Source organism: Enterobacter cloacae complex sp. 2021EL-01169 (assembly GCF_020733125.1).
Taxonomy (GTDB): domain Bacteria; phylum Pseudomonadota; class Gammaproteobacteria; order Enterobacterales; family Enterobacteriaceae; genus Enterobacter; species Enterobacter roggenkampii.
Genome location: NZ_JAJFTC010000009.1, coordinates 95,566 through 108,810 on the forward strand (window position 1 = coordinate 95,566; position 13,245 = coordinate 108,810).

Below are 13,245 nucleotides of genomic sequence, written 5' to 3' on the forward strand. Positions count from 1 at the left end.
CTTGATCCCGTAGGCCCGGTAAGCGTAGCGCCACCGGGCGTTTTTTTGCATCAAGACGCCAGCGACAGCTCGCGTTTCGCCGCATGTTGCAGCAACCACTGCGCCACGCGAGACTGCTGTTCGGCGTTGAGCCACATCCCTTCTTTGGTACGGCGCCAGATAGCATCATCCAGACGACGCACCCACTCGTGCTCAACCAGATAACGCAGCTCGGCTTCGTACAGCTCGTGGCCGAAATGCTCGCCCAGATCGGCAATCTCTTTTGCATCACCCAGGATCAGCTCGGTATTGCTGCCGTAGGTGCGGGCATAGTGGCGCGCCATCCCTTCGGTGATGAACGGGAAGCGACGGCGCAGCTTCGCGGCGTAATCATCGCGGTTATCGCCGATATCACCGCCGGGCAGTACCGCGCCTTTGGTCCATGCCGGGCCAATGCCTTTGTAGTACGGCGCCAGTTTTTCCAGCGCGTGCTCGGCCAGCTTGCGGTAGGTGGTGAGCTTGCCGCCAAACACGGACAGCAGCGGCGCCTGACCGTCTACGTCGTGAATATCGAGCGTATAGTCGCGGGTGATGGCCTGCGGTGAGTCGGATTCGTCATCGCACAGCGGACGCACGCCGGAGTAGGTCCAGACCACGTCGTCGCGCGACAGCTGTTTCTTAAAGTGCGCGTTATACACTTTAAGCAGGTAGTTCACTTCGCTCTCGTCGATCTCGACGTTCTTCGGATCGCCTTTGTACTCCACGTCGGTGGTGCCGATGATGGAGAACTCGTCCATCCACGGGATCACAAACACGATGCGCTTGTCTTCGTTCTGCAGGATGTAAGCCTGCTTCTGGGTATGCACGCGCGGCACCACAATGTGGCTGCCCTTGATCAGGCGGATGCCGTACGGGGAGGGCAGATGCATGCCGTCGTCAAAGAACTGCTTCACCCATGGGCCGGTGGCGTTCACCAGGCCGCGCGCTTTCCAGCTGAACTTCTCGCCGGTATCGATATCTTCCGCCTCGACAATCCACAGGCCGTTTTCACGACGGGCAGCGGTCGCGCGGGTGCGGGTTTTCACCTCGCCGCCTTTCTTCTCAACCATCTGCGCGTTCGCCAGCACCAGGCGGGCATCATCCACCCAGCAGTCGGAATATTCGAATCCGCGCACGATTTCCGGCTTAAGGACCGATTCTGAGCCAAAACGCAACCCTTTCGAACCCGGGAGGCTGGTGCGTTTACCCAGATGATCGTACATAAACAGACCAATGCGGATCATCCACGCCGGACGCAGATGCGGGCGATGGGGCAGGCGGAAGCGCATCGGAATCGCCAGATGCGGGGCCATTTTCAGCAGCACTTCACGTTCGGCCAGCGCTTCGCTGACCAGGCGGAATTCGTAGTGTTCCAGGTAGCGCAGGCCACCGTGAATCAGTTTGGAGCTGGCGGACGACGTCGCGCAGGCGAGATCGTTAGCTTCCAGCATCAGTACGGATAAACCGCGTCCTGCGGCATCGACCGCAATACCGGCACCGTTGATGCCACCGCCTATCACAATCAGATCTTTGGTTTCCATAACACCCTCATGCACTTTCGTTAAAGCTCAGAAATGTTCGATATCGCTCATAATAGCAAAGGAACGCGCTTTTGGTAACATCAAAAAAACAATTTAGAGTGATATGGATAACATAATGGCGTTTACCCGCCGCCAGGACGTACACTACGGGGTAAAATCTTGTCGTTGACCACTGTTAAGAGAACACCATGGATCAGTTTGAATGTATTAACGTAGAAGAAGCCCACCAGAAGATGCACCAGGGAAAAGCGGTGCTGGTGGACATCCGCGATCCGCAGAGTTTTGCGATGGGCCATACGCCGGGCGCGTTTCATCTTACCAACGACACGCTGGGCGCGTTTATGCGCGATAACGACTTCGACACGCCGGTGATGGTCATGTGCTACCACGGCAACAGCAGCAAAGGCGCGGCGCAGTATCTGCTTCAGCAGGGTTACGACGCGGTTTACAGCGTCGACGGCGGTTTCGATGCCTGGCATCGTCATTTCCCGGCGGAAGTGGAATACGCGTTTGAGCGCTGATCCCGCTATACTGTCCCCTTTTGTGTGGAAATAAGCGACCACTGCCCATGTTGATGATCACCTCTTTTACCAACCCGCGCGTCGCCCAGGCGTTTGTCGACTATATGGCGACGCAGGGCGTTATTCTTACTATTCAGCAACATACGCAGACCGACGTCTGGCTGGCCGATGAGAGCCAGGCCGGGCGGGTAAACGAGGAGCTGGCGCGTTTTCTTGAGAACCCTGGCGACCCGCGCTATCTCGCGGCCAGCTGGCAATCCGGCCAGACCGGCAGCGGATTGCACTACAGCCGCTTTCCCTTCCTTGCCACCCTTCGCGAGCGCGCGGGCCCGTTTACGCTGCTGCTGATGGCGGCCTGCATCATCGTCTTTATTATCATGAACGTGGTCGGCGACCAGAGCGTGATGATTGCCCTGGCGTGGCCCTATGATCCGTCGCTTGAGTTTGACGTATGGCGCTACTTTAGCCACGCGCTGATGCACTTCTCGGTGATGCATATCCTCTTCAACCTGCTCTGGTGGTGGTATCTCGGCGGTGCCGTTGAAAAGCGTCTGGGCAGCGGCAAGCTGATCGTTATCACCATCATCAGCGCCCTGTTGAGCGGCTACGTACAGCACAAGTTCAGCGGCCCGTGGTTTGGCGGGCTGTCGGGTGTCGTCTATGCCCTGATGGGCTACGTCTGGCTTCGCGGGGAGCGCGATCCGCAAAGCGGCATCTATCTGCAACGCGGATTGATAACCTTTGCGTTAATATGGCTAATTGCCGGATGGTTTGATCTGTTTGATATGTCTATCGCCAACGGTGCGCACGTCGCCGGGCTGGCCGTGGGGCTGGCGATGGCCTTTGCCGACACGCTCCATGCGCGAAAACGAACATAATTCTCAGGGATAATTGATGAAACAAACACAACGTCATGACGCCATTATCGAACTGGTAAAAAAACAGGGATACGTCAGCACCGAAGAGCTGGTGGAGCAGTTTGCCGTCAGCCCACAAACCATCCGTCGTGACCTGAACGACCTGGCCGATCAGAACCGCATCCTTCGCCACCACGGCGGCGCGGCGCTGCCGTCCAGCTCGGTCAACACCTCCTGGCACGACCGAAAAGCGACGCAGACGGCGGAGAAAGAGCGCATTGCCCGCAAGGTCGCCAGCCAGATCCCGAACGGGGCGACGCTGTTTATTGATATCGGCACCACGCCGGAAGCGGTCGCCCATGCGCTGCTGGATCACGAGAACCTGCGCGTGGTCACCAACAACCTGAACGTCGCCAATACCCTGATGCAAAAAGACGATTTCCGCATCATCCTCGCGGGCGGCGAGCTACGCAGCCGCGACGGCGGGATTATCGGTGAAGCGACCCTCGACTTTATCTCTCAGTTCCGCCTCGACTTCGGCATTCTGGGCATCAGCGGCATCGACAGCGACGGTTCGCTGCTGGAGTTTGATTACCACGAGGTGCGCACCAAGCGCGCGATCATTGAAAACTCACGCCACGTGATGCTGGTGGTGGATCACTCGAAGTTTGGCCGTAACGCGATGGTGAACATGGGCAGCATCAGCATGGTGGATGCGGTCTATACCGACGTGATGCCGCCGGCGGGCGTGATGCAGGTAATTAAAGATAATAATTTGCAGCTGGAATTGTGCTAGCGGTTGTGTCGGGTGGCGCTGCGCTTACCCGACCTACAAATTGTTTTCCCTCTCCCTGTGGGAGAGGGCATCAGACCGCACAAAACTAAACGCCGTACCCCATCATCTTCAACAGCTGCTGCGCATGCTGCACCGCATCCTGTCGATGCGCCACGCCCAGCTTCTGGTACAGGTTGCGGATATGCGTTTTGATGGTGGTCGCCGCCACCGCCAGCTCGCCGGCAATCTGCTCGTTGCTGTAGCCTGAATAGATCAGCCCCAGAACCTGCCATTCGCGCTGGGTAAGCGGACTGGTGCGGATAAGCTCCGGCACTTCAGGGTGGTTTAGCAGACGTTCAACGAAGTTCTCATCGAAATGCGCAAACTTGTGGCGATGATGCTGGTTAATCTCGCGCAGAATACGCTGGGCGCGATGCTGATCCAGCTCCGGCAGCGTGTTGAGCTGAATCAGCTGACGCAGCTGCTGGGCCATCACTTCCCCTTCAATCACAAAGTGGCTGATAAACCCGGTGCGGTTAGCCAGCTGTAGCGCCTCCAGCAGCACGCGCTGGGCATCGTTTTTACGGCCCGCCTGCCAGTAGAGCTGATTTTGCAGCAGCAGGTTGCGGTTCAGGTCGCTCATCAGGCGCAGGCTGCGCGCGTTCTCGTTCAGCTCTTCCAGCACAATCTCTGCGGGCTCTAATTCACCCAGCAGGATCTGCGCGCGGGCAATGTTGCGCCACTGGCTCTGCAGGAAGTGGTTGTTGGCAAATTCCGGTTTTGGCGTCTGACGCAGCCAGTTGGCGGCGGATTTTTTATCGCCGGTCATCTGCCAGTAAATCACCCGGACCTTGTCGGCGTTTGACACCCAGTCGCTATGATACTGGCCGTTGCCGAGCAGGTTTTCCAGGCGGTTAAGATGGTTGCGGGCGTTATCGAGATCGCCGCGCGCCAGCGAGCACTGCACCAGCAGCGCCAGGCACTGCAGCTGCTGCTGAGGCTGGAAACTGGAAAGAACATCCACACCCTGGCGGGCGCAGCTTTCTGCTTCATCCAGACGCGACCATGCCCACAGTAATTGAGCGCGAATACGCAGCAGGAACTCGTGCATCGGCAGCTGTTCCAGATGCTGCTCGCGAATCAGCTGGAACGCTTTCTCCTGGTTTTCCCAGGCGGCCTGCAGGAACCCCTGCGCGAATAAAATCTCGCTCTGCTGGATCAGGCTCCACAGCGCGTAGTGCCAGACATCATGACGACGCGCCATCTGTTCGGTTTGCTGCATCAGTGAAAGCGAGCGCGTGAGATCGCCTTTGCAGTGCAGCACTTCGCCGTGGACGGAGGTCGCCACGATGCGGCTGTAGAAGTTGGCCAGCGGCAGTTCATCCAGCGCGACCATCGCCAGCCGTTCCGCTTCGTCCGGGTCGCCGTCGTTAATGGCCACCTGAGCGCGCAGCGCGTTGAACTCGCCGTGCAGGGTGGTATCCATCTCGCTTTCCATCTCCTGCTCGGCGCGCGCCAGCAAGGTGTTCACTTCGCTGTAGCGATGCTGGCTCTGCATCAGCCAGGCCTGCAGCAGCACCAGACGCGGATTCTCCAGCAGGCTTTCCCACGGCAGGGCTTTCAGGGACTCTTCCAGCAGGGTCAGCTCGCTGTGGTTAAACAGGCCCCACGCGTGATTGAGGAGGATATCGCGCAGCATGCTGGCGTCACCGGCGGCGAGCGCGTGGTGGATGGCCTCGCTCGGGAAGCCCTGTGCCATCCAGCTTTCGGCAGCGGCACGGTGGATCTCCGGCAGTTCAACCGCCAGCTCCCACTGACAGCGCTGGCGCAGGAAGCTACCAAACAGCGGATGATAGCTAAACCACTCGCCGGGATCGTCCATGCGCGTCAGGAAAAGACCCTGACGTTCAATCTCTTCGAGCTGAAGCTGACCGTTTTCACAGCCCGTTACCCGCACGATCAGCGCATCGTTCATGGAGCGCAGCAGCGAGCTTTTCAGCAGGAAATTACGCGTCGAGGGATCGACGCTGTCCAGCACCTCATCCACCAGGTAATCAGAAAGGTGGCTGGCGTTGATGCCGGCCAGACGGCGCGCTGACTGGTGTGCCGGGCTGTTGTTTTGTCGGGCAGAGAGGGCAATCAGCTGCAGCGCCGTTGCCCAGCCCGCGACGTCATCACACAGACGGCTGCTTTCGGCGGCCTCAATCGGTGAGTTCAGGCGGCAGTCGAAGAACTGTTTCGCTTCCTGGTGGGTAAAAGCAAGCTGTTGGCTACCCACTTCCAGAAGCTGATCGCGCACGCGCAGGTTGGCAATACCCAACTGCGGCAGGTTGCGTGACAGCACCACTAACGTCAGGTTTTCCGGCTGATGGCGCAGGAAGAAACGCATCGATTCATGAATCACCGGGTTAGTGATGAGATGGTAATCATCAATCACCACGTAAAGCGGGCGATGCCATTCAGCCAGTTCGATAAACAGCTGAGAGAAAAGGGAGGACAGGCTGGCGTACTGGCGCTTTTGCACCATCACCTCACTGGCGACGCAGTGTCCATGGGTAGCTTGCTGTATGGCGGCAATCAGATAGCTGGCAAAACGTTCTTGCTGGTTATCGCCCTCATCAAGGGAGTACCAGCCAAGATCGCTCTTACCTGCGGCCCATTGCGAGATGAGCGTTGTTTTTCCATAACCTGCAGGGCTCGTAACCAGCGCCAGTCGGAAATTATGCGCGCCGGAAAGTTTAGCCAACAGACGCTCGCGGACCACTGTATGGTCAAGACGAACCGGGCGACTTAATTTAGACGGAATCAACATAGGTTTCACTTCACTGTGGGGAACGAGAGATTTTATTTTTTTTGCGCTTCGTAATTAATACGATATAAGGTCGGTCAGAAAGAGAACTATTGCAAGTTATGTCTGGATTTGGTGGCTCTGAATTTGCACTCTGTCACAAAACATTCAGGCAGATGATGGAACTTTCTGGAAAGGGCTTTAATGCCGCGTCAATGCTGGCTTGTATGGTTGTGCTGCGGCTGCGCTGAAACTGGTTTCAGGAAGAGATAGTGACGTCAAATTTAATAAAGTGTGGGTAAAGTTCAGCGAGAATAATACCTTTCCTGGTCATGACATCCTGTTGCAAAATTATTATTCCAGGTAAGTAATTATTTCGGCAGGGTTTAATTTCATCCGAAACTGCATTTCATTTCTTTGACATTCTCCTCGGTTACTTTTTTATCTTCCGGGCACACTCGAACTATGCTCTGAGAGTGGCCTTGATCACACTTTTCTGCTCATCCCCGCTACTCCTCCCTGTCTAATCCCCTACGGGAGGAGGAAGAGGTGAAATGAGCCAGGCACACTAGCGCCAACTTGTGTTTTCTTTCTAAAGGATGCCGATCCCCTATGTCACAGCCTACCTTCAACAAAGCTCAATTCCAGGCTGCCCTGACGCGTCAGTGGCAGCGTTTTGGCCTTCATGCTGCTAACGAGATGACGCCTCACCAGTGGTGGCAGGCAGTGAGCGGTGCGCTCGCAGAGCAGCTGGATGCTCAACCTCTGGCAAAACCGGCAAACGGGCAGCGCCATGTAAACTACATTTCAATGGAGTTCCTGATTGGCCGTCTGACGGGCAACAACCTGTTGAACCTCGGCTGGTATCAGGAGGTTGGTGACGTTCTTAAAGAACACGACATTAACCTGACCGATCTGCTGGAAGAAGAGATTGACCCGGCGCTGGGCAACGGTGGCCTGGGGCGTCTGGCGGCCTGTTTCCTGGATTCCATGGCGACCGTCGGCCAGTCGGCGATTGGTTACGGTCTGAACTACCAGTACGGCCTGTTCCGTCAGTCCTTCGCTGACGGCCATCAAATGGAAGCGCCGGACGACTGGCATCGCAATACCTACCCGTGGTTCCGTCATAACGCGCAGCTGGACGTGCAGGTTGGCATTGGCGGGAAAGTGACGAAGCAAGGCCTCTGGGAACCTGCGTTCACCATTACCGGCGAAGCCTGGGATCTGCCGGTGCTTGGCTACCGTAACGGCGTGGCGCAGCCGCTGCGTCTGTGGCAGGCGAAGCACGCCCATCCGTTTAACCTGACCAAATTTAACGACGGCGATTTCCTGCGTGCCGAGCAGCAGGGCATCGACGCCGAGAAGCTGACCAAAGTTCTCTACCCGAACGACAACCACCTGGCCGGTAAAAAGCTGCGCCTGATGCAGCAGTACTTCCAGTGCGCCTGCTCCGTGGCGGACATTCTGCGTCGCCATCACCTGGCGGGCCGCAAGCTGGCGCAGCTGCCGGACTTCGAAGTGATTCAGCTCAACGACACGCACCCGACCATTGCCATCCCGGAACTGCTGCGCGTGCTGATTGACGAGCATCAGCTGAGCTGGGACGACGCCTGGGCCATCACCAGCCGTACCTTTGCCTACACCAACCACACCCTGATGCCAGAAGCGCTTGAGTGCTGGGATGAGAAGCTGGTGAAAGCGCTGCTGCCGCGCCACATGCAGATCATCAACAAGATTAACGACCAGTTTAAAACCCTGGTGGATAAAACCTGGCCGGGCAACAAAGCGGTCTGGGCGAAGCTGGCGGTGGTTCACGATAAGCAGGTACGCATGGCGAACATGTGCGTAGTAAGCGGCTTTGCGGTGAACGGCGTGGCGGCGCTGCACTCGGATCTGGTGGTCAAAGATCTGTTCCCGGAATACCACCAGCTGTGGCCGACCAAATTCCACAACGTGACCAACGGCATTACGCCGCGTCGCTGGATCAAGCAGTGCAACCCGCTGCTGGCTGGCCTGCTGGACAAGACCCTGAAGAAAGAGTGGGCGAACGATCTGGACCAGCTCATCAACCTGGAAAAATACGCTGACGACGCGAAATTCCGCGAACAGTACCGCGCGATCAAGCTGGAGAACAAAGTTCGCCTGGCGGCGTTCGTGAAAGCGCGCACCGGGATTGAGATCAACCCGAATGCGATTTTCGATATCCAGATCAAACGCCTGCACGAGTACAAACGTCAGCACCTGAACCTGCTGCACATTCTGGCGCTGTACAAAGAGATCCGCGAGAACCCGCAGGCTGACCGCGTGCCGCGCGTGTTCCTGTTCGGCGCGAAGGCGGCGCCGGGCTACTACCTGGCGAAAAACATTATCCTCGCCATCAATAAAGTGGCGGAGGCGATCAACAGCGATCCGAACGTGGGCGACAAGCTGAAGGTGGTGTTCCTGCCGGATTACTGCGTCTCGGCGGCTGAAATGCTGATCCCGGCGGCGGATATCTCCGAGCAGATCTCAACCGCAGGAAAAGAAGCCTCCGGTACCGGCAACATGAAGCTGGCGCTGAACGGCGCGCTGACCGTCGGCACGCTGGACGGGGCGAACGTCGAAATCGCCGAGAAGGTGGGCGAAGAGAATATCTTTATCTTCGGCCACACCGTGGAAGAGGTGAAAGCCATCAAGGCCAAAGGCTACGACCCGGTGAAATGGCGTAAGAAAGACAAAGTGCTGGACGCGGTGCTGAAGGAGCTGGAGAGCGGCAAATACAGCGACGGCGACAAGCACGCGTTTGACCAGATGCTGCACAGCATGGACAAACACGGCGGTGACCCGTATCTGGTGATGGCGGACTTCACGGCCTACGTTGAAGCGCAAAAACAGGTCGACGTGCTGTATCGCGACCAGGAAGCGTGGACCCGGGCGTGCATTCTGAACACCGCGCGCTGCGGCATGTTCAGCTCTGACCGCTCAATCCGTGATTATCAGGCCCGTATCTGGCAGGCAAAACGCTAAGGAAGCGCGATGGATAGTAAACGTCTGGACAGTGCCGCGCAGGCGGCGGGAATTAGCCTCAGTTACATTAATGCTCACGGCAAACCACAGTCTATTGGCGCCGACACCAAAAGACGTTTGCTGGATGCCATGCACAAAACCGACGCGAAAGCGTCGGCTGCGCCGGTACCGAACGTGAAGGTATTCACCGCAGGTAAAAAGATGCCGCTCGCGGTGGAAGGGCGCGGCGAGTTTAGCTGGCTGCTCACGACCGAAGAGGGGCATCAGCACAAAGGCCACGCCACCGGCGGCAAAACCCTTAACCTTCCGGCGAAGCTGCCGGAGGGCTACCACACCCTGACGCTCACCCAGGACGATCGGCGTTTCCACTGCCGGGTGATCGTCGCGCCAAAACGCTGCTACGAGCCGCAGGCGCTGCTCGAAGGGAAAAAGCTGTGGGGCGCCTGCGTGCAGCTCTACACGCTGCGTTCCGACAGCAACTGGGGGATCGGTGATTTTGGCGATCTGAAGAACATGCTGGCATCCGTGGGCGAGCGCGGCGGCGCGTTTATCGGCCTCAACCCGATCCACGCCCTCTATCCGGCCAACCCGGAGAGCGCCAGCCCGTACAGCCCGTCCTCCCGTCGCTGGCTGAACGTGATTTATATCGACGTTAACGCCTTAGATGATTTCAAAAACAGCAAAGAGGCGCAGGCCTGGTGGAAACTCAGTACCACGCAGCAGGCGCTGAAGCAGGCGCGCGAAGCCGACTGGGTGGATTACTCCACCGTCACGGCGCTGAAAATGGCCGCGCTGCGTCTGGCGTGGAAAGGCTTTTCGCAGCGCGATGACGAGCAGATGGCGGCGTTCCGCCAGTTCGTGACGCAGGAGGGCGAGAGCCTGTACTGGCAGGCGGCGTTCGATGCGCTGCACGCGTATCAGGTGAAAGAGGACGAAATGCGCTGGGGCTGGCCGGTCTGGCCTGAAGCGTATCAATCCGTCGACACGCCGGAAGTGAAAGCGTTCTGTAAAAAATATGCTGATGAAGTGGACTTCTACCTGTGGCTGCAGTGGCTGGCGTACAGCCAGTTTGCCGCCTGCTGGCAGGTGAGCCAGGGCTATAAAATGCCGATTGGCCTGTACCGCGATCTGGCCGTAGGTGTGGCAGAGGGCGGCGCGGAAACCTGGTGCGACCGTGAACTCTACTGCCTGAAGGCCTCCGTCGGCGCGCCGCCGGATATCCTTGGCCCGCTCGGCCAGAACTGGGGCTTGCCGCCGATGGATCCGCACGTGATGGCGGCGCGCGCCTACGAGCCGTTTATCGACCTGCTGCGCGCCAACATGCAGAACTGCGGGGCGCTGCGTATCGACCACGTGATGTCCGTGCTGCGCCTGTGGTGGATCCCGTACGGTGAAACGGCGGATCACGGGGCATACGTGCAGTATCCGGTTGACGATCTGCTGTCGATCCTGGCCCTGGAAAGCAAGCGTCACCAGTGCATGGTGATCGGTGAAGATCTCGGTACCGTGCCGGTGGAGATTGTCAGCAAGCTCCGCGACAGCGGCGTCTACTCCTATAAAGTGCTCTATTTTGAAAACGACCATGAGAAAACCTTCCGCGCGCCGCAAGCGTACCCTGAACAGTCAATGGCAGTCGCGACGACGCATGACCTTCCTACGCTTCGTGGCTATTGGGAAAGCGGCGATCTGACCCTTGGCAAAACGCTGGGCCTGTATCCTGACGAAGAGGTGTTACGCGGCCTGTATCAGGATCGCGAGCTCTCCAAGCAGGGGCTGCTGGATGCGCTGCATAAGCATGGCTGTCTGCCGAAGCGCGCCGGGCATAAAGCGTCGCTGATGGCGATGACTGCGACACTCAACCGCGGTTTGCAGCGCTATATTGCCGACAGCAACAGTGCGCTGCTGGGCCTGCAGCCGGAAGACTGGATTGATATGGCGGAGCCGGTGAACATTCCGGGTACCAGCTATCAGTACAAGAACTGGCGTCGCAAGCTGTCCACCACGCTTGAGGCGATGTTTGCCGATGACGGGGTGAACAGGCTGATCAAGGATTTGGATAAGCGGCGAAAAGCTGCTGGTAAGAAGTAATAAAAACCCCGCCAGTGGCGGGTTTTTTATTATCAGGTGGTGCTCATGTAGGTCGGGTAAGGCGTAGCCGCCACCCGACTTAGGGCATCAGACCACCATATTCAGCAGCAGCACCCCGACCAGACCGCACACCGAAATAATGGTTTCCAGCGCGGACCAGGACTTGATGGTTTCACCGATCGTCAGGTTGAAGTACTCCTTGAACAGCCAGAAGCCCGGATCGTTTACGTGAGAGAAAATCACGCTACCGGAACCGACGGCGATAACCATCAGCTCAGGGCTCACGCCCGTGGTGGCAATCAGCGGCGCAACGATGCCGCCTGCGGTGATCGCTGCAACGGTCGCAGAACCCAGCGCAATACGCAGAACCGCGGCAATAGACCAGGCCATCAGGAGCGGCGACACGTTGGTTTCATGCATCATGGCAGCGATGTATTTGTCCACGCCGCTGTCGACCAGAACCTGTTTGAACGCACCGCCACCGCCGATGATCAGCAGCATCATGGCAATGATTTTGATGGAAGAGGTCAGCGTGTCGTTGATCTGATCCATGGAGCGGCCGCGGTTCAGACCGAAAGTGAACATCGCGATCAGCACGGCAATCAGCGTTGCCATCACCGGGTCACCCAGGAATTCTGCAACGGACAGGAACGCATGACCTTTTGGCAGAACCATCTCTGCCACGGCGCGCATCGCCATCAGGATCACCGGTACCAGAGAGGTCCAGACGCTGACGCCAAAGCCAGGCATCTCTTCTTCGGTGAAGGTTTTGGCGCTGTACAGACCTTCCGGAATCGGCTTATCAATGCCTTTCAGGAAGCGGGCATAAACCGGGCCTGCCAGAATCACCGTTGGGATCGCCAGAATCGTACCGAACAGCAGGGTTTTACCCATGTCGGCGTGGAAGATGGTGGCGATAGCGGTTGGGCCCGGGTGCGGCGGCAGGAAGCCGTGGGTCACGGACAGCGCCGCGGCCATTGGCACACCGACATACAGCAGCGGGATGCTCGCGGCAGCCGCAATGGTGAACACCAGCGGCAGCATCAGCACGAAGCCTACTTCATAGAACAGCGCGAAACCAACGGTAAAGCCGGTTAACACCACTGCCCACTGAATGTTCTTCTTACCAAATTTGTCGATAAGCGTGGTGGCAATACGCTGCGCGCCACCGCAGTCCGCCAGCATTTTACCGAGCATGGCGCCGAAGCCCATGATCAGCGCCAGGCTGCCGAGCGTGCCGCCGACACCGGCTTTAATCGAGCTGATAACTTTAACCAGCGGCATCCCCTGCATCAGACCGACTGCAAGTGCCACCAGAACCAGAGCGATAAATCCGTTCATTTTGAAGCGGATCATCAAGAGCAGTAATAACACAACACCGATAGCAACGATGACTAATGGCATGATTTACCTGGCCTTTGAATTGTTATGGGTAACGTCATTGTTTCAACGACAAATTCCGGTTGTCCCAACTGGGAACAGAGAAGTAACGGCACTAATACTGATGCCTTTTAAACGATTAAGTTTAGTCGGCTGTTATGAGTGTGCTTAGTGCCCATGAGAATGATACGGGTAACATGGCGTGATTGAGAATCACCCTGGAAGGCAAAATGTGAATTATGAGACGCAGGTCAACATATAGAGGGGAGCG

8 protein-coding genes are annotated in these 13,245 nt (G+C 57.6%); 5 read left to right on the top strand and 3 right to left on the bottom strand.

What is annotated here, in order from left to right; all coding sequences use genetic code 11:
• Positions 1 to 50: 50 nt before the first annotated feature.
• Positions 51 to 1,559 carry a glycerol-3-phosphate dehydrogenase gene (gene glpD, locus LLF79_RS19460; protein WP_021242183.1) on the bottom strand — a complete coding sequence of 503 codons (1,509 nt, stop codon included), beginning with the start codon at positions 1,557 to 1,559 and terminating at the stop codon, positions 51 to 53.
• Positions 1,560 to 1,747: 188 nt separating this feature from the next.
• Here glpD and glpE point away from each other — a divergent pair, with 188 nt between their 5' ends.
• Genes glpE through LLF79_RS19475 form a run of 3 tightly spaced genes read left to right on the top strand, consistent with a single transcriptional unit; the run spans position 1,748 to position 3,733 of the window.
• A complete protein-coding gene (gene glpE, locus LLF79_RS19465; RefSeq protein ID WP_008503062.1) occupies positions 1,748 to 2,080 on the top strand; it encodes a thiosulfate sulfurtransferase GlpE in 333 nt (110 codons plus the stop codon).
• A gap of 47 nt (positions 2,081 to 2,127) precedes the next feature.
• Positions 2,128 to 2,958 carry a rhomboid family intramembrane serine protease GlpG gene (gene glpG / locus LLF79_RS19470; RefSeq protein ID WP_227880215.1) on the top strand — a complete coding sequence of 277 codons (831 nt, stop codon included), beginning with the start codon at positions 2,128 to 2,130 and terminating at the stop codon, positions 2,956 to 2,958.
• A gap of 16 nt (positions 2,959 to 2,974) precedes the next feature.
• Entirely contained in the window at positions 2,975 to 3,733 is a 759-nt protein-coding gene (locus tag LLF79_RS19475; protein WP_008503060.1) for a DeoR/GlpR family transcriptional regulator, read from the top strand.
• An 85-nt stretch (positions 3,734 to 3,818) separates the two neighbouring features.
• On the opposite strand, the gene malT is transcribed toward LLF79_RS19475, so the two are convergent.
• The gene (gene malT / locus LLF79_RS19480; protein ID WP_008503059.1) at positions 3,819 to 6,524 is read right to left on the bottom strand and encodes an HTH-type transcriptional regulator MalT; all 2,706 of its coding nucleotides are present in this window, start codon (positions 6,522 to 6,524) and stop codon (positions 3,819 to 3,821) included.
• Between the two features lie 588 nt (positions 6,525 to 7,112).
• Here malT and malP point away from each other — a divergent pair.
• Both malP and malQ read left to right on the top strand, forming a co-directional pair.
• Positions 7,113 to 9,506: a maltodextrin phosphorylase gene (malP, locus tag LLF79_RS19485; protein ID WP_045353292.1), complete on the top strand. Its 2,394-nt coding sequence runs from the start codon at positions 7,113 to 7,115 to the stop codon at positions 9,504 to 9,506.
• 9 nt (positions 9,507 to 9,515) lie between these two features.
• The gene (malQ, locus tag LLF79_RS19490) at positions 9,516 to 11,594 is read left to right on the top strand and encodes a 4-alpha-glucanotransferase (RefSeq protein ID WP_227880216.1); all 2,079 of its coding nucleotides are present in this window, start codon (positions 9,516 to 9,518) and stop codon (positions 11,592 to 11,594) included.
• A gap of 87 nt (positions 11,595 to 11,681) precedes the next feature.
• On the opposite strand, the gene gntT is transcribed toward malQ, so the two are convergent.
• Complete coding sequence (gene gntT / locus LLF79_RS19495) at positions 11,682 to 12,998, bottom strand: gluconate transporter (RefSeq protein ID WP_013099097.1); 1,317 nt, start codon at positions 12,996 to 12,998, stop codon at positions 11,682 to 11,684.
• Positions 12,999 to 13,245: the final 247 nt, after the last annotated feature.

What these genes read in the sequence shown, in the direction of transcription:
- glpD (WP_021242183.1), bottom strand. Translation starts at nt 1,559, where the DNA reads ATGGAAACCAAAGATCTGATTGTGATAGGCGGTGGCATCAACGGTGCC.
- glpE (WP_008503062.1), top strand. Translation starts at nt 1,748, where the DNA reads ATGGATCAGTTTGAATGTATTAACGTAGAAGAAGCCCACCAGAAGATG.
- glpG (WP_227880215.1), top strand. Translation starts at nt 2,128, where the DNA reads ATGTTGATGATCACCTCTTTTACCAACCCGCGCGTCGCCCAGGCGTTT.
- LLF79_RS19475 (WP_008503060.1), top strand. Translation starts at nt 2,975, where the DNA reads ATGAAACAAACACAACGTCATGACGCCATTATCGAACTGGTAAAAAAA.
- malT (WP_008503059.1), bottom strand. Translation starts at nt 6,524, where the DNA reads ATGTTGATTCCGTCTAAATTAAGTCGCCCGGTTCGTCTTGACCATACA.
- malP (WP_045353292.1), top strand. Translation starts at nt 7,113, where the DNA reads ATGTCACAGCCTACCTTCAACAAAGCTCAATTCCAGGCTGCCCTGACG.
- malQ (WP_227880216.1), top strand. Translation starts at nt 9,516, where the DNA reads ATGGATAGTAAACGTCTGGACAGTGCCGCGCAGGCGGCGGGAATTAGC.
- gntT (WP_013099097.1), bottom strand. Translation starts at nt 12,998, where the DNA reads ATGCCATTAGTCATCGTTGCTATCGGTGTTGTGTTATTACTGCTCTTG.